16 protein-coding genes are annotated in these 15,399 nt (G+C 72.8%); 11 read left to right on the top strand and 5 right to left on the bottom strand.

Annotation, left to right across the window (positions count from 1 at the left end):
- Positions 1–12: 12 nt before the first annotated feature.
- The 4 genes from ACQPXD_RS37900 to ACQPXD_RS37885 all read left to right on the top strand — a co-directional run bounded on the left by ACQPXD_RS37900 (position 13) and on the right by ACQPXD_RS37885 (position 3,027).
- The gene (locus ACQPXD_RS37900; protein ID WP_432826701.1) at positions 13–924 is read left to right on the top strand and encodes a fumarylacetoacetate hydrolase family protein; all 912 of its coding nucleotides are present in this window, start codon (positions 13–15) and stop codon (positions 922–924) included.
- 56 nt (positions 925–980) lie between these two features.
- The gene (locus ACQPXD_RS37895) at positions 981–1,880 is read left to right on the top strand and encodes a fumarylacetoacetate hydrolase family protein (RefSeq protein ID WP_432826699.1); all 900 of its coding nucleotides are present in this window, start codon (positions 981–983) and stop codon (positions 1,878–1,880) included.
- A gap of 64 nt (positions 1,881–1,944) precedes the next feature.
- The gene (locus ACQPXD_RS37890; RefSeq protein ID WP_432826697.1) at positions 1,945–2,568 is read left to right on the top strand and encodes a TIGR03086 family metal-binding protein; all 624 of its coding nucleotides are present in this window, start codon (positions 1,945–1,947) and stop codon (positions 2,566–2,568) included.
- A 6-nt stretch (positions 2,569–2,574) separates the two neighbouring features.
- Entirely contained in the window at positions 2,575–3,027 is a 453-nt protein-coding gene (locus ACQPXD_RS37885) for a VOC family protein (RefSeq protein ID WP_432826695.1), read from the top strand.
- 152 nt (positions 3,028–3,179) lie between these two features.
- Here ACQPXD_RS37885 and ACQPXD_RS37880 read toward each other — a convergent pair whose 3' ends face one another.
- Both ACQPXD_RS37880 and ACQPXD_RS37875 read right to left on the bottom strand, forming a co-directional pair.
- On the bottom strand, positions 3,180–4,568 hold the full coding sequence (locus ACQPXD_RS37880; RefSeq protein WP_432826693.1) for a serine/threonine-protein kinase: 1,389 nt from the start codon (positions 4,566–4,568) through the stop codon (positions 3,180–3,182).
- Positions 4,565–4,744, bottom strand: coding sequence for a hypothetical protein (locus tag ACQPXD_RS37875; RefSeq protein WP_432826691.1), 180 nt, complete (start codon positions 4,742–4,744; stop codon positions 4,565–4,567). Before ACQPXD_RS37875 ends, ACQPXD_RS37880 begins: the two co-directional genes overlap by 4 nt.
- Positions 4,745–4,949: 205 nt before the next feature.
- Here ACQPXD_RS37875 and ACQPXD_RS37870 point away from each other — a divergent pair, with 205 nt between their 5' ends.
- The gene (locus tag ACQPXD_RS37870) at positions 4,950–5,687 is read left to right on the top strand and encodes an SDR family oxidoreductase (RefSeq protein ID WP_432826689.1); all 738 of its coding nucleotides are present in this window, start codon (positions 4,950–4,952) and stop codon (positions 5,685–5,687) included.
- Here ACQPXD_RS37870 and ACQPXD_RS37865 read toward each other — a convergent pair.
- Complete coding sequence (locus ACQPXD_RS37865) at positions 5,662–6,297, bottom strand: TetR/AcrR family transcriptional regulator (RefSeq protein WP_432826687.1); 636 nt, start codon at positions 6,295–6,297, stop codon at positions 5,662–5,664. The genes ACQPXD_RS37870 and ACQPXD_RS37865 overlap by 26 nt on opposite strands.
- Positions 6,298–6,332: 35 nt before the next feature.
- On the opposite strand from ACQPXD_RS37865, the gene ACQPXD_RS37860 reads away from it, so the two are divergent.
- The gene (locus ACQPXD_RS37860) at positions 6,333–7,268 is read left to right on the top strand and encodes an ion transporter (RefSeq protein WP_432826685.1); all 936 of its coding nucleotides are present in this window, start codon (positions 6,333–6,335) and stop codon (positions 7,266–7,268) included.
- Between the two features lie 6 nt (positions 7,269–7,274).
- Here ACQPXD_RS37860 and ACQPXD_RS37855 read toward each other — a convergent pair whose 3' ends face one another.
- Together ACQPXD_RS37855 and ACQPXD_RS37850 are read right to left on the bottom strand one after the other, a co-directional pair.
- The gene (locus ACQPXD_RS37855) at positions 7,275–8,039 is read right to left on the bottom strand and encodes an IclR family transcriptional regulator (RefSeq protein WP_432826683.1); all 765 of its coding nucleotides are present in this window, start codon (positions 8,037–8,039) and stop codon (positions 7,275–7,277) included.
- Entirely contained in the window at positions 8,036–9,049 is a 1,014-nt protein-coding gene (locus ACQPXD_RS37850) for an LLM class flavin-dependent oxidoreductase (RefSeq protein ID WP_432826681.1), read from the bottom strand. Before ACQPXD_RS37850 ends, ACQPXD_RS37855 begins: the two co-directional genes overlap by 4 nt.
- Before the next feature lie 67 nt (positions 9,050–9,116).
- Here ACQPXD_RS37850 and ACQPXD_RS37845 point away from each other — a divergent pair, with 67 nt between their 5' ends.
- From ACQPXD_RS37845 to ACQPXD_RS37825, 5 genes are read left to right on the top strand one after another with little or no spacing between them, the layout of a single operon-like run.
- A complete protein-coding gene (locus tag ACQPXD_RS37845) occupies positions 9,117–10,346 on the top strand; it encodes an amidohydrolase family protein (RefSeq protein ID WP_432826679.1) in 1,230 nt (409 codons plus the stop codon).
- A gap of 33 nt (positions 10,347–10,379) precedes the next feature.
- Positions 10,380–11,639 (top strand): pyridoxal-phosphate dependent enzyme, encoded by a 1,260-nt coding sequence (locus ACQPXD_RS37840; RefSeq protein WP_432826677.1) that lies wholly within the window; start codon positions 10,380–10,382, stop codon positions 11,637–11,639.
- 10 nt (positions 11,640–11,649) lie between these two features.
- Positions 11,650–12,852 carry a M24 family metallopeptidase gene (locus ACQPXD_RS37835; protein WP_432826675.1) on the top strand — a complete coding sequence of 401 codons (1,203 nt, stop codon included), beginning with the start codon at positions 11,650–11,652 and terminating at the stop codon, positions 12,850–12,852.
- On the top strand, positions 12,849–13,874 hold the full coding sequence (locus ACQPXD_RS37830) for a TIGR03619 family F420-dependent LLM class oxidoreductase (protein ID WP_432826673.1): 1,026 nt from the start codon (positions 12,849–12,851) through the stop codon (positions 13,872–13,874). The genes ACQPXD_RS37835 and ACQPXD_RS37830 overlap by 4 nt, the downstream gene beginning before the upstream one ends.
- A complete protein-coding gene (locus ACQPXD_RS37825) occupies positions 13,871–15,370 on the top strand; it encodes an amidohydrolase family protein (protein ID WP_432826671.1) in 1,500 nt (499 codons plus the stop codon). The genes ACQPXD_RS37830 and ACQPXD_RS37825 overlap by 4 nt, the downstream gene beginning before the upstream one ends.
- Positions 15,371–15,399: the final 29 nt, after the last annotated feature.

The raw sequence follows: 15,399 nt of genomic DNA, 5'->3' as shown, positions 1-15,399 counted from the left end.
GGGATGCGTCTGGTGAGCTTCGGGCCCCGGGGCGGGGAGGTGCCCGGCGTCGTGGTCGGGGATCGGATTCTGCCGCTCGGTGCGCTCGCCGCCGAGCTGGGCCTGCCGCCGCATGCGGCGCCGCGGGAGCTGCTGCCGGTCCTCGACCGGGTCGCCGAGCGGCTTGAGTCGGCGGTCGAGCGTTTCGGTGATGATCTGGTACCGCTCGCCGGGGCCCGGCTGGGTCCGCCGGTGGTCGATCCGCCGAACATCTTCGTCTGCGGCGCGAACTACCACGCGCACCTGCGCGAGGTCGGCCGCTTCGACGACGAGAGCAAGCTGCCGACGCTGCCCGTGGTGGTGTTCCAGAAGCCGCTGTCCGCGCTGTCCGGCCCCTACGACCCGATCGTCCGGCCGCCGGAGACCGAGTGCCTGGACTACGAGGCGGAGCTGGCCGTGGTCATCGGCAAGGGCGGGCGCCGCATCTCCGCGCAGGACGCGCCCGGCCACATCGCCGGTTACATGATCTCGAACGACGTCAGCACGCGCGATCTCGGCGTCGGCGAGAGCCGGAAGCTGAACTCCGCGGCGCTGATCCAGCTGATGCGGGCCAAGGGCTGGGACACCTTTCTGCCCACCGGTCCCTGGCTGGTGACCGCGGACGAGGCGGGTCCGTTCGGCGCCATCAGGCTCCAGCTGTCGGTCAACGGCGAGCCGCGCCAGGACGGCTTCGCGAGCGAGATGCACCGCAGCCCGTTCGAGCTGATCGAGTGGCTGAGCGCGACCACGACGCTGCGGCCGGGCGACATCATCACGACCGGGACGCCCACCGGCGTCGCGGCCGGCATGAAGCCGCCGAAGTGGCTGGCGCCGGGCGACGTCGTCCGGATCGAGATGACCGGCCTCAGCGTCATGGAGACGCCGGTGGCCGGCGAAGCGATCTGACTTCCGATAGGGGATGCGGGATGCGTTTGGTGAGCTTCGGGCCCCGGGGCGGGGAGGTGCCCGGCGTCGTGGTCGGGGATCGGATTCTGCCGCTCGGTGCGCTCGCCGCCGAGCTGGGCCTGCCGCCGCATGCGGGGGTGCGGGAGCTGCTGCCGGTCCTCGACCGGGTGGCCGAGCGGCTTGAGTCGGCGGTCGAGCGTTTCGGTGATGATCTGGTACCGCTCGCCGGGGCCCGGCTGGGTCCGCCGGTGGTCGATCCGCCGAACATCTTCGTCTGCGGCGCGAATTACCACGCGCACCTGCGCGAGGTCGGTCGCTTCGCCGGCTCGGGCGACCTGCCGACGATTCCTGTGGTGTTTCAAAAGCCGTCGTCGGCATTGTCCGGTCCCTATGACCCGATCGTCCGGCCGCCCGAGACCGAGTGCCTGGACTACGAGGCGGAACTCGCGGTGGTCATCGGTACGGGCGGGCATCGCATTTCCGCGGCGGACGCGCCCGCTCACATCGCCGGTTACATGATGGCGAATGATGTCAGCGCGCGCGATCTTGGCGAGGAGGGAAGCAATTCGCTGTTTCCGTCCGACCTCGATTCCACGGCGATGGTCCAGTTGATGCGGGCAAAAGGCTGGGACACCTTTCTGCCCACCGGCCCGTGGCTGGTGACCGCGGATGAGGCGGGTCCGTTCGGTGCGATCAGGCTGCGGCTGTCGGTCAACGGCGAGCCGCGCCAGGACGGCTTCGCCGGCGACATGCATCGCAGCCCGTTTGAGCTGATCGAGTGGCTGAGCACGACCACGACGCTGCGGCCGGGCGACATCATCACGACCGGGACGCCCACCGGCGTCGCGGCCGGCATGAGGCCGCCGAAGTGGCTGGCGCCGGGCGACGTCGTCCGCATTGAGATGAGCGGCCTCGGCGTCATGGAAACGCCGGTAATTGACGAAGCACCGGCTTGAAACAATACTGATATATCACTGATACTGCCTTGACATGCTTATGGAATATTGTTTGACTCGCCGTATGGACATCATCGACGCGTACATGCGGGTTTCGGCGCAGGCGGAGGCGCTGGTGCAGTCGATCCCGGACGACAAGTTCAATTGGGCGACGCCGTGCTCCGAGTGGGACGTGAAGGCGTTGTGCAATCACATCTACGCCGGCGAGATCATCGTCTCGACCCGCATCCAGCAGGCTCCGCTGCCCGACCCGAAGTCGCGCGAGGATCGTCTCGGTGACGACCCGAAAGGGAAGATCTCCGCAGCGTTCGACGAGCTGCGCGGGCTCCTTTCCAAGCCCAACGCCCTCGATCAGATCGTCATCACCAGCCGCGACGGCGTGGATTACGAGCGGGAGCTCGAAGGCCTCGTCTCGCGCCGGATCGCCGATCTCGTCGTGCACAACTGGGACCTGCGCAAGGCGCTCGGCCTCCCGACCGCGGACTTCGACCCCGAGCTCGTCGCCTGGACGCTGCGGCACTTCCAGGACCGGTTCGAGGGCTACGAGCGGACCGCGCCGCAGATCCTCAACTCGGTGGCGCAGGAGCGCCCGACGCCGGAGGGCGCCACCGACGCCGACCGGCTCGCCGCGTTCATGGGCCGAGACGTGGACTTCACCCCCCGGGTGTTCACCGGCGCCGGGGACTGACCGCGAATGGCCGACACCACGACGGGTGCCGGTGCCGCCGACTTCAGCGGCATCCACCATCTGACCGTGCCGGTGCCCGGGCTCGGCGACAACGTGCGCTGGTATGAGACGTGCCTGCGGGCCACTCGGATGGAGCGGTTCGACCACCGGGACGCATCCGGCGCGTTGACGGCCGTGGTGCTGCGCCCGCCGGACGCCCTCCCGCTCATTGAGCTGCGCCACGACCCCGACGTTGCGGCCCGCGTGCGCGGGTATCTGCCGTTCTCCCTCGGCGTCGCCACCCGATCCGACCTCGACGCCTGGGCGGCGTATCTCGACGCCCACGGCATCGAGCACGGCGCGGTCGTCGAGCGCCGGATCGGCCAGTCCCTGGACATTCCCTGCCCCGACACCGGCATGGCGATCCGGCTCTACACCGATCCCGTCGGCGGTATCGACGCCGTCGAGTTCCGGCAATGAGCTGACCGCGGCCTTCAGTAGGTTCCCGGGCTCGCCTACCGGGACACCTGGGCGGCTTGAGGCCGTTGGAGGACAGCGTGGAGCTCGAGGTCCGGTCCACGGACCCGGACGGCGACCACCGGCCGCGCGACCTGCGCGCCCGGCGGGCCGGCTCAGTCCTGCGAGTTCAGCAGCGGGCGCAGCAGCGCGGTGAGCCGGGCTGCGGTCGCGTCGTCGAGCCGGCCGTCGTGGCGCAGCTCGTCGATGCTCTTCTGCAGCTCCTGGGCGGCCTTGCGGGACTTGCCGCGGCCGTTGCCACGGCGTAGGTCGGCGAGCTTGTCGCGCAGCTCCTGCGCCGTGTCGTCGTCGATCCGCCCGGCGGCCACGGCCTCGGCGATCGCGGCCTCGATCTGGTCCGGGACCGGCCGCGAGACGGTGGGGCTGGGCGGCGGGGCCGGCGGCGACGACGCCGCGGACTCGGCGGCCGGCGAGTCCGAAGGGGGCCGCGCCGCCGGCTGGGCCGTCTGGCCGGAGGGGTTGGACAGCAGCATCGCGGTCACGACCACCAGCGCGATGGCCAGCACCACCACCGCGAGGGCCAGCCCGGCCACCAGCGGCCGGGGCAGGCGCCGCGCGGGCGGCTCGTCCGGCTCGAGCGGCCCGGATTCGATCATGGTGGGCAGCGGCGCCGAGCCCACCGCGAAACCGCTCGGCGGGTCCTCCCCGACGGCCGCGCCCAGGCTCCAGGACAGCGCCTCGGCGGTGGGGCGCCCGGCCGGGTCGGGGGACAGGCAGTCCAGGTACAGCCGGCGCACCTGGCGCGGCAGGCCCGGCACGTCCAGCGGCGGCACCGGCGCGCCGTCGCGGTGTGCGCGGACCGCCTCCTGCCAGGTCGCCACCGCGAGCGGCCGGCTGCCGGTCAGCGCCTCGTAGAGCACCACGCCCAGGGCGTAGACGTCGCTCTCCGGGGAGGCCGCGCCCGGGCGGAGCCGCTCGGGCGCCGCGTACGCCGGAGTGCCGACCAGTCGCCCGCCGTCGGTGGCCGGCTCGCCCCCGCCCAGCGCGGCGATGCCGAAGTCGAGCAGCTTGGCGCCGCCCGGGGCGAGCATCACGTTGCCGGGCTTGATGTCGCGGTGGACGATCCCGATGCGGTGCGCGGCGGCCAGCGCCCCGGCCACCTGGGCGGCCATCGTGACCGCCTCCGGCCACGGCAGCGGCCCCCGCCGCAGCCGCTCGGCCAGGCTCGGGCCGTTGACGAGCTCCATCACCAGGTAGGCCACCGTGGCACCGCCGGGCAGCGCCGCCTCTCCGTAGTCGTACACCTGGGTCACGTGCGGGTGCGTCAGGCGGGCCGCGGCGCGCGCCTCGGTCCAGGTGGCGGCGCGCAGCAGCGGGTCGGCGGCGAGCGGCGCGGTGAGCACCTTCACCGCTACCGCCCGGCCGAGGACCTCGTCCTCGGCCCGCCAGACCTCCGACATGCCGCCCGCCCCGATCCGCCGGCGCAGCATGAACCGGTCGTGGATGCGCAGCCCGGGGGCGAACGCGGACGCCTCGCTGCTCACCGGGCGCACGGGGGCTCGATGTGATGGATGACGGGGCCGTGCGGGTCGAGATAGTCCACGATGATGTGCGGCCCCACCGTGACCCGTAACGCGCCGCCGGCCGCGGCCGCCACGATCGCGTCGGCGACGGTGGCGATCACCGCTCGGTGCCGGGCGATCGCGGTGAGGGCATCCATCTGGTGGTGAGCCTGCCTGTCGTGCCGGCCCCGCCGGGCCGGGTGTACGTGCACTTCGGGTCGATCCGCGCCGGAAGGGACCCGCGACCGGCGCAGATCGACCTCGAAAGAGCGGCTCGGGTCAGCAGCGCGTTACACCCCCATGTTAGATGCCTCTTACATTGCGATGTAAGGTTGCTCTTACATCAAGCGAGAGGGGAAGCCGATGAGCGGCGTCGACGGGAAGGTGGTCGCCATCACCGGCGCCAGCAGTGGCATCGGCCAGGCGGCGGCCCGCCTGCTGGCCGAGCGGGGCGCCCGCGTGGTGCTGGCCGCGCGGCGCGCGGAGCGGCTGGAGGAGCTGACGCGTGGCATCCGCGACGCGGGCGGCTCGGCCTCGTGCCTGGTCGCGGACGTGGCCCGGCGGGAGGACCTGCGGGCGGTGGTGGACCGGGCCCGGGCCGACTTCGGCCGGCTCGACGTGCTGATCAGCAATGCCGGGCTCATGCCCGTGTCGCCGCTGGACGAGCTGCGCGTCGAGGACTGGGACCGGATGGTGGACGTCCACGTCAAGGGGCTGCTCAACGGGATCGCGGCCGCGCTGCCGGTGTTCCGGGAGCAGGGCGGCGGCCACTTCGTCAACACCGCCTCGACCGCCGGCCTGAAGGTCGTGCCGACCATGGCGGTCTATGCCGGGACGAAGGTGGCGGTCCGGATGATCTCCGAGGGGCTGCGGCAGGAGGCCGGCGAGCGGATCCGCGTGACGGTCGTGTCGCCGGGGTTCACCGCCACCGAGTTCGCCGCGGGGATCACCAACGCCGAGGTGCGCGAGCAACTCGCCGCCACCGGCGACCGGATCGGGATGCCGCCCGAGGCGGTGGCGCGCGCCATGGTCTACGCGATCGAGCAGCCGCCCGAGGTCGACGTCAACGAGATCGTCATCCGCCCGACCGCCCAGGGCTGACCGGGGCGGGTCGGCTGGCGGCGGCGATGAGCCGCACGGTGGACCGCGCGCCCGCCGCCGCGTCCTCGGCCGTGGACAGCATGCGCGTCGAGAAGGCCGCGGCGCGCAGCTGGGCGTAGCCGTGCGCGACGGCGAAGAGCTGCTCCAGCAGGACGAGGCCGCGGGCGGGGTCGCCGGTGACCGCCTGGGTGGCCGGGAAGAGCAGGTCCATGATCCGCCGGCCGGCGTCGGCGAGCCCGGTGTCGCGTAGCTCGCGCAGGTCGGACGCGTAGACGAGGTCGATCCCGGCGCCCCGCTCCAGGTAAAACAGCGTGTACTCGCCGGCCGCCCGGGCCAGCGCCTCGACGGGTTCGGCCGCGGGGAGGCCGCTCGCCGCCTCCAGCCGCTCGGCCAGCGCGGTCGCCGTGGCGGCGGCGGTCGCGGCGAGCAGCTCGCGGCGGCCGGGGAAGTGGCGGTACGGCGCCGCGGTGCTCACCCCGGCCCGGCGCGCCGCGTCGGCCATGGACACGGCCGCGACCCCGCCCTCGGCGATGGCCTGCAGTGCGGCCTCGACCAGCGCGCGCCTGAGGTCCCCGTGGTGATAAGCGGCTTTCTGCGGCACCCGATCCACCCAACGCAATGTAAGGCCAACGTAACATGCCGGGGGTGACCGATGAGCCTGTACCCCGTCAGCGGAACTCCCCGCCCGCCGTCGCCGCGCCGGGCCCGTCACCGCTCGCGCGCTGGTGCGCGGCCGTCGCGCAGTCCCGGACGTTCGAGGCGGCGATCGTCGTCGTCATCGGCGCGAACGCGCTCGTGCTCGGCATCGAGACCTACCCGCATCTGGGCGCGGCGCACCTGCTGCTCGACGGGCTGGAGTGGTTCTTCCGGGCCGTCTTCTTCGCCGAGATCACCATCCGGATCCTGGCCTACGGCCGCCGGCCCCAGGACTTCTTCCGGCACGGCTGGAACGTCTTCGACTTCGCCGTCATCATGGCGGCGTTCATTCCGGGCCTGCACGGCGACTCCGCGGCCCTGCGGGTGATCCGCATCGCCCGGGTGGTCCGGCTGGTGCGCTTCTCGCCGGGCCTGCGCACGATCGTGGCCGCGCTGCTGCGCAGCCTGCCCGGCGTCGGCGGCTTCCTCGCGCTGGCCCTGGTGACCTTCTACGTCTACGGCATGGCCGGGTGGCTGATCTTCGGCGAGACCTACCCGCAGGAGTACGGCACCATCGGCCGGGCCGTGCTGACCCTGTTCGTGCTGCTGTCGCTGGAGACGCTGCCGAACCTCATCGAGCAGGGCATGGCCATGTCGCCGTGGACGCTGGTCTACTACGTCAGCTACGTGCTCATCACCGTGAACCTGCTGGTGAACATCCTGATCGCGGTCATCGTCAACTCGATGGAGGAGGCCCGGCGGCTGGAGATGACCGAGGGGCTGGCCGCGGACTTCGACGAGGACGGCGACGGCGTGCCGGACGACATCGACCGGATCGTCATCAGCCGGCGCCTGGACGACCTGCGCACGCTGCTGCTGGAACTGGAGCGGGACCTGCGCATCGACCGCGACGACGGCCGCCCGCGCTCGCCCGCGGACCGGTGAGCGGGCTCAGGGCGGGGGTGTCAGGCCGCGGGAGACCTCCTCGACGGCCTCGGCGACGGCGTCGGGGAGCTTGGTGAAGAGGTCCTCGGTCTCCGGGGCGATCGGGAAGTACACCGACAGCGCGCCGAGCGGGGCGCCGGCCGGGTCGCGCACGCAGGCGGCGAGGGTGGCGATGCCGGGGAAGTAGCCGCCGCGGTTGACGGCGTGGCCCGCCGCGCGGATCCCGGCCAGGTCCTTGGCCAGGGTGGCCGCGCTCGGGCCGGGGTGACCGGTCGCCGACCGGCCGGTCCGCGCCGCCGCGGCCGCCTGCTCGGGCGGGGCGTAGGCGAGCAGGGCCCGGCCGCTCGCGGTCAGCGCCGCCGGCAGGCGGGTGCCGGGGTCGACGTAGACGCTGACCGGGCCGGTGCTGCGCAGGGCCAGCAGGACGACTACCTCGTCGCCGTCCAGAATGGACAGTGAGCCGGTGGTGTACGGATGCCGCTCGACGATCCGGGTGAGCGCCTCGGTCGCGAGCTCCTCCAGCTGGTGCCCGGCGACGTAGCGCTGGCCGAGCTCCCACACCCGCAGGCCGACCCGGTAGCGGCGGCTGACCGGGTTCTGCTCCAGGAAGCCGCGGCGCACGAGCGTGGTGAGGATGCGGTGGATGACGCTCTTGTCCAGGTCGACCTTGCGGGCCAGCTCCAGCACGCCGAGGTCGCGCTCCTCGGTGAGGAACGCCTCCAGCACGCGCAGCGCCCGGTCGACGGTGGAGTTCTTCGCGTCCTCGGTCATCGCAGCGCCGGTAGCACGGACTCGGCCAGCCGCTCCGCCACGTCGTCCACGGTGGATCCCTCGGGCGCGAACAGCACGCAGGTGATGTGGTCGATGCCGCAGTCGCGGATCTCGCGCAGCCGGCGCACGCAGTCCTCGGGCGTGCCGTAGACGGCGAAGCTGTCCAGCAGCTCGGGGGAGAGCAGCGCGGCGGCCTCGCGGGCGGGCAGCTGCGGGAAGGCCCAGCCGGTGCGGTCGAGGTGGTCGCGCAGCGGGCCGGGCAGCTCGACGCCGAGCCGGTCGAGGATCGGGCGGCTGGTCACCAGGCTGGCGAGCACGATCTTCGCCACCGCCACCCGCGCCCTCTCGACGTCGTCGTCCACCGAAACATACAGCCAGGAGACGACGTCGAGGTCGCTCCAGGTCCGGCCGGACCGGTCCAGGCCCTCCGCGACCTGGCGGCGAGCATAGTCGATGCCCGCCGGGCGCGCGAAGCCACCGATGACGACGCCGTCGGCGACCTCGCCGGCCAGCCGGAGGATCTTCGGGCCGCGGGCGGCGAGGTACACCGGAATCCGCCGCAGGGGCGTGAAGTTGAGCGCGGCGTCCATCGCGAACATGCCCTCGCGCGCGGTGTACCGCTCGCCGCCGGTGAGGGCGCGCACGATCGCGGTGGTCTCCCGCAGCGCGCGCACCGGGCTGGGCCGGTCGATGCCGAACGCGTCGAGCCCGCCGCCCGCGCCGAGGCCGAGCGAGGCGCGGCCGCCGGAGAGCTCGTCGATGGTCGCGATGGCCGCGGCCGTCATGGCGGGGTGGCGGGTGTAGGGGTTGGTGACGCCGGTGGCGATGCCGATCCGGGAGGTGGCCCCGGCGATGGCGGCCAGGGCCACGTAGACGTTGCGCAGCAGCCGCTCGTCGGGCACCCAGATCTGGTCGTAGCCGAGGGACTCCAGGCGGGTGGCCTGGGCGGCGAGCTCGGGCATGGGCCGCTCGACCAGCGAGGCGACGCCGATCCGCAGGGTCTTGTCCATCACAGCACTCCCGTCGTGTCTCGCCAGATGCTACAACATTGCGTAACGCGATACATGGAGGTGAACGGTGACCCGCATCGTCCTTCGCGGCGGCCGGATCTTCGACGGCACCGGGAGCGCGCCGGCCGACGGCGACATCAGCATCGAGGACGGCGTCATCGCCGGTCTCGGCTCCGGGCTCGACGGCGACGAGGCGGTGGACGTCGCCGGCTGCACCGTGCTGCCCGGCTTCATCGACTGCCACATCCACGCGCTGCTGTCCAGCCTGGATACCATCCAGAACCTCAACATGCCTTTCTCGCTGCAGTTCTACCTCGCCGCCGAGAACCTGAGAAAGACGCTCGACGCGGGCATCACCACGGTCCGCGACGCCTCCGGCGCCGACCTCGGCGTGCAGCGGGCGGTGGAGCTCGGCCTCATCGACGGCCCCGACCTGCACATCTCGATCATCGCGCTGAGCCAGACCGGCGGGCACGGCGACCACTGGCTGCCCAGCGGCAACCACGCCGACATCATCGGCGTGACGCCGGGGCGGCCCTCGGGCATCGTCGACGGCGTCGACGAGTGCCGCCGCAAGGTGCGTGAGTTGCTGCGCAACGGCGCGAACATGATCAAGGTGAACACGTCCGGCGGCGTGTTCTCGCCCCGCGACGACCCCTCCCACGCCCACTTCACCATGGCCGAGCTGACCACGATGGTCGAGGAGGCCGAGCGGGCCGGCAGCTACGTCATGGCGCACGCGCACGGCGCCGCGGGCATCAAGAACGCGGTGCGGGCCGGGATCCGCTCGATCGAGCACGGCACCGAGCTCGACGACGAGGCGATCGAGCTGATGCTCGCCAACGGCACCTGGCTGGTGCCGACCCTCGGCGTGGGCCGGTTCATCCTGGAGCGCATCGAGCAGGGCGCGGCGGTGCCGCCGGCCGTCGCGGAGAAGGCGATCGAGAACCAGCGGCTGCGGGCCGACTCGTTCCGCCGCGCCGTCGAGGCGGGCGTGCGCATCGCGATGGGCAGCGACGCGGCCGCCGAGTCGCACGGGCGCAACCTCGGCGAGCTGGCGCTGATGCACGAGCAGGGCCTGGACGCGGCCGCGACACTGCGGGCGGGCACCCAGTCGGCGGCGCAGCTGATGCGCATCGACGAGCGGGTCGGCACCCTGCGGCCCGGGCTGCGCGCCGACCTCGTGGTGGTGGAGGGCGACCCGTACGACTTCCGCGCCTACCCCGGCAACCTCCGGGCGGTCTTCAAGGCCGGCCGCCAGGTCCGGGGCCTTGTATCGTCCAGCGCAACGCTATAGCGTTCCACGCAACACCGGATCGGGAGGACACGCATGCGGGCCGAGGAACTGCGGTGCCTGCGCTGCGCCGCGCGCTACGAACCCGGGGCGATGTTCGCCGGCTGCCCGGCCTGCGCGGCCGCGGGCACGCCGACCAACCTCTCCGTCGGTTACGACGAGGACGCCCTGGCCAAGGCGGTGCGCGAGCGCCCCGGCGAGCCGGGGTCGATGTGGCGCTACCGCGGCCTGCTGCCGGTCGCGCCGGAGGACGTGACCACGCTCGGCGAGGGCGGCACGCCGCTGGTCCCGGCGCCGCGCCTGGCCGCCCGGCTCGGGCTGCGGGAGCTCTACCTCAAGGACGAGAGCCGCAACCCGACCGGCTCCTTCAAGGACCGGCTCGCCGCGGTCGCCGTGTCGGTGGCCCGGGGCATGGGGATGCGGGTCATCACCGGCTCCTCCTCGGGCAACGCGGGCGCGGCGACCGCCGCGTTCGCCGCCCGGGCCGGCCTGCCGTGCGTCATGCTGACCACGAAACAGTTCCCGATCGCCATGAAGACCCAGATGGCCGTCTACGGCACGCTGCTGCTCGCCGCGCCGACCGTCAAGGACCGGTGGCGGATCGTCGGGCAGGCCGTGGAGCGGCTCGGCTGGTTTCCGGTGACGGTGTACACGTACCCGTTCTTCGGCAGCAACTGCTACGGCATCGAGGGCTACAAGACGATCGGCTACGAGATCGCCGACCAGCTCGGCAAGGCCCCCGACGACGTGGTCGTGCCGGTCGGCGCCGGCGACGCGTTCACCGGCGCCTGGAAGGGCTTCCGCGAGTTCCAGCGGGCCGGCGTCATCGACACGATGCCGAAGCTGCACGCCGCCGAGGTCTACGGCCCGCTCGAGCACGCCCTCGCCGAGGGCCTCGACGACTGCGTCGAGATGCCGGTCGGGCCCGACCCGACCGTCGCCGTCTCGGTCGGCTCCAACATCAGCACCTTCCAGGCCCTCAACGTGCTGCGCGACACCGGCGGCGCGGCCCGCAGCGCCGACGACGCGGCGATGCTGCGGGCGCAGCGCGACCTCGCCGCGCTGGAGGGCATCTACGTCGAGACGTCCTCGGCGCTGGCCGTGGCGGCCATCCCGCGCCTGGTCGAGGCCGGCGCGATCGACCCGGCGGGCACCGTGGTCGCGGTGCTCACCTCGACCGGGCTCAAGCATCCCGAGATCACCGCCGCGCACCTGCCGGCCATCCCCGAGTGCGGCGACGACCTGGACTCCGCGCTCGCCGTACTGCAGTCGTCGTACGGCTTCACCGCACCGTAAGGAGACCTCCGTGTTCCTCAACACCGCACGGGCGACCGCTCTGCTGCAGGCCGAGGGCGTCGACGGCGTCATCGCCGCCACCCTGGAGAACAACTACTACCTCACCGGCGTCTGGGTGCTCGGGCAGGAGATGTTCCCCCGCGACGACGAGTTCTACACCGTCATCACGGCCGCGGCGCCCGAGGCGGGCGTCATCGTCTCCTCGATCGGCGAGGCCGACCTGACCCTGTCGGCCTACCCGAGCATCCGCGACGTCGTCACCTTCGGCACGTTCTTCCGCGACACCGTGCCCGACGTCCCGCTCGACGCCGACGAGCAGCGCATCCTCGACCTCACCACGGTCCACCAGACCGGCCGCTCCTCGCTCGAGGCCATCGCCGAGGCGATCACCACCCTCGGCCTGAGCGAGTCGGTCGTCGCGGTCGACGAGCGCGGGCCCAAGGCCACCCTGCTCGCCGAGCTCGCCGAGCGCTTCCCCCGGGCCACGTTCCGGCCCGCCGCGGCGCTGCTGCGGCGCATCCGCGCGGTCAAGACGGCCCGCGAGCACGAGCTGCTCACCGGCGCGCTGCGGGCCACCGAGGCGGGCTTCCGGGCGGCCCTGGAGCTGTTCGCCGACGGCGTCACCGAGCGCGAGGTCAAGGCCGCGTTCGACCAGGCGGTCACCGCCGAGGGCGCCCGGCCCGGCTTCTGCCTCGTGCGCTTCGGCAAGGGCCTGGCGCTGGGCCAGGTGGCGGCCGGCGACACGCCGCTGCGCCCGGGCGACTTCGCTTTCTTCGACATCGGCGTCGACTTTCAGGGGTACAAGTCCGACATCGGCAGGCTCGTGTCGTTCGGCGAGCCCAGCGCGCAGACCCGGGCGCTGTTCGACGCGTCGAAGGCGGGCCAGCAGCTCGCCATCGACCTCATGAAGCCCGGCGCCGTGGCCCGCGACGTGTTCAACGCGGCCGTCGAGCGGGTGCGGGAGGCGGGCATCCCGACCTACCAGCGCCAGCACGTCGGCCACGGCATCGGCATCGAGTACTACGACATGCCGGTCCTCACGCCCGGCGCGGACACGGTGCTGGAGGAGGGCATGGTCTTCGAGGTGGAGACGCCCTACTACCGCCTCGGCGTCGGCGGCGCCTTCATCGAGGACACCGTCATCATCACCGGCGACGGCGCGCAGATCATCACCGAACTCGACCGCGACCTCATCGTCGTGGAGCCGCGATGAGCCTGCGGTTCGGCGTCAGCCTGCCGACCTGCGTCGAGGGCATGGCGTACCCCATCCGCTTCGCCGACCACACCGGCATCGCCCGGGTCGCCGCCGAGGCCGAGCGGCTCGGCTACGACTCGGTGCTGGTCAACGACCACCTGAGCACGATGCCCTACGTGCGGGCCGGGTTCGACGAGCCGCCCCGGTTCTACGAGCCGATGGTGACGCTGTCGTACCTCGCCGCGCGGACCTCGGCGATCACGCTGATGACCGGCGTGGTGGTGGCGCCGATGCGCGACCCGGTCCTGCTGGCCAAGCAGGCGTCGGTGCTCGACCACCTCAGCGGCGGCCGGCTCGTCCTCGGCGTGGGCGTCGGCGCCTACCGGGCCGAGTTCGAGTCGGTGCGCCCCGACCTCGCCGGCGTGCCGCGGGCCGAGCTCGTCGCCGAGGCGCTCGAGGCGCTGCGGCTGCTGTTCGGCGAGCGGGTCGCCTCCTACGAGGGCCGCCACGTCCGGTTCAACGACGTCGAGATGTACCCCAAGCCGGTCCAGCAGCCGCTGCCGATCTACTCCTCGGGCAACGCCGCCGGCACCCTGCGCCGCGCCGCCCGGCTGTGCGACGGCTGGATGCCGGCCGGGTTGCCGGCCGCCCGGCTCGCCGAGGGCGTCCGGACGCTGCGCGAGCACGCGGAGGCGGCCGGGCGCGACCCCGGCGCGATCGCCGTCGCGCCGCAGATGGTGCTGTGCCTCGGCGACGACGCCGCGGACGCGGTCGCGCGGTTCAAGGCCTCCCAGGTGTACGAGCACCTCGTCAGCCTGCGCGGTACCACGCTCAAGGGCATCGGCCTCGACGCGTACGTCTCGGAGAACCTCATCGGCGACGCGGCCGCGGTCACCGAGCGGATCGGCCGGCTCGCCGAGGCCGGCGCCGGCCACTTCGCCGGCATGATCGTCGTGGCCAACACCGTCGAGGAGATGCTGGAGCAGATGGCCCGCTTCGCCGCGGAGGTCGCGCCGGCGTTCCGCGAGGGCACGGCATGACCGGGGAGCACGCGGGGATCGCGCGGGACGTCGGCCTCGGCCCCTTCCCGCGGCTGATCCTGCGCAACGTGACCGTCATCGACGGCACCGGCGCCCCGCCGTACGGCCCGGCCGACGTCGTGGTCGAGGGCGACCGGATCGCGTCGGTGTTCCTGGTCGGCCCGCCGACCGGGCCTCGGCTGCAGCCGCCGGAGCGGCCCGAGCCCGGCCCGGGCGGGCACGAGCTGGACCTGACCGGGCACTACGTGCTGCCCGGCTTCGTCGACGCGCACGGGCACATCGGCTGGCCCGGGCACGTGCCCGACGCGCAGTACGTCTACGACCTGTGGCTCGGCCACGGCATCACCACCGTGCGCGAGCCCGGCTGCTTCATCAACGGCCTGGACTTCGTGCGCTCGGAGGCCGGCCGCAGCGCCCGGGACGAGATCGCCGCGCCCCGGATCAGCCCGTATGTCGGGTTCGGCGAGGGCCACCCGGCGCCGTTCACCGACCCGCGCGACGCCTGCGCCTGGGTGCAGGGCGTGGCCGAGCGCGGCGCGGAGGGGATCAAGTTCTTCGGGTACCGCCGCGACATCTACGCCGCCGCCCTGAAGGAGGCCAACCGGCTCGGGCTCGGCTCGTGCTGCCACCACCACCAGGGCTACGTCGCCCAGGCGACCGCGCTCGACTCGGCGCACTGGGGCCTGGGCAGCATCGAGCACTTCTACGGGCTGCCGGAGTCGATGCTCGCCGGGCGGCGGCTGCAGCGCTTCGCGCTGGACTACAACTACCAGAACGAGGCGATGCGCTTCGCCGACGCCGGGCGCAGCTGGGCGCAGGCGGCGGAGCCGGGCAGCCGGCAGTGGGAGGACTTCCTCGACGAGCTGGTCGCCACCGGCGTGACGCTCGACCCGACGCTCAACGTCTACATCGGCCTGCGCGACGCCGAGCGGGTGCAGAACTTCCCGTGGCACGCCGACTACACCGCGCCGCAGCTGTGGTCCTACTGGCAGCCGGACTCGGGCGCGCACGGGTCGTTCTTCGAGGACTGGGGCACCGAGGCCGAAACCGTCTGGCGGGACAGCTTCCGCCGCTGGATGGCGTTCGTCAAGGCCTACTTCGACCGGGGCGGCCGGGTCACCGTCGGCACCGACCCCGGCTCCATCTTCAAGCTCTTCGGCTTCGGCTACCCCGAGGAGCTGGAGCTGCTGCGCGAGTGCGGGCTCGAGCCGCTGGAGGTGGTGCGGGCCGCCACGCTGTGGGGCGCCGAGCTGCTCGGGCGGGGCGAGCGGATCGGCAGCGTCGAGGCCGGCAAGCTCGCCGACCTGGTCGTGGTGGCCGAGAACCCGCTGGCCAACCTCAAGGTGCTCTACGGGCACGGCCGGCTGCGGCTGCGCGACGGGCGGGTCGAGCGGGCCGGCGGCGTCGCCTACACGGTCAAGGGCGGCGTCGTCTACGACGCGGCCGCCCTGCGCGAGCGGGTCCGCACGAAGGTCGCCGCCATCAAGACACATTGATCAATGCACGTTGATTAGCGTCAACATTG

Source organism: Dactylosporangium sp. CA-092794, assembly GCF_050948465.1.
GTDB lineage: Bacteria > Actinomycetota > Actinomycetes > Mycobacteriales > Micromonosporaceae > Dactylosporangium.
This window is presented reverse-complemented; position numbering and strand designations above follow the sequence as displayed.

Coding starts and splice junctions, on each gene's coding strand:
- ACQPXD_RS37830 (WP_432826673.1), top strand. CDS start 12,849: ATGAGCCTGCGGTTCGGCGTCAGCCTGCCGACCTGCGTCGAGGGCATG.
- ACQPXD_RS37870 (WP_432826689.1), top strand. CDS start 4,950: ATGAGCGGCGTCGACGGGAAGGTGGTCGCCATCACCGGCGCCAGCAGT.
- ACQPXD_RS37855 (WP_432826683.1), bottom strand. CDS start 8,039: ATGACCGAGGACGCGAAGAACTCCACCGTCGACCGGGCGCTGCGCGTG.
- ACQPXD_RS37825 (WP_432826671.1), top strand. CDS start 13,871: ATGACCGGGGAGCACGCGGGGATCGCGCGGGACGTCGGCCTCGGCCCC.
- ACQPXD_RS37850 (WP_432826681.1), bottom strand. CDS start 9,049: ATGGACAAGACCCTGCGGATCGGCGTCGCCTCGCTGGTCGAGCGGCCC.
- ACQPXD_RS37890 (WP_432826697.1), top strand. CDS start 1,945: ATGGACATCATCGACGCGTACATGCGGGTTTCGGCGCAGGCGGAGGCG.
- ACQPXD_RS37840 (WP_432826677.1), top strand. CDS start 10,380: ATGCGGGCCGAGGAACTGCGGTGCCTGCGCTGCGCCGCGCGCTACGAA.
- ACQPXD_RS37885 (WP_432826695.1), top strand. CDS start 2,575: ATGGCCGACACCACGACGGGTGCCGGTGCCGCCGACTTCAGCGGCATC.
- ACQPXD_RS37875 (WP_432826691.1), bottom strand. CDS start 4,744: ATGGATGCCCTCACCGCGATCGCCCGGCACCGAGCGGTGATCGCCACC.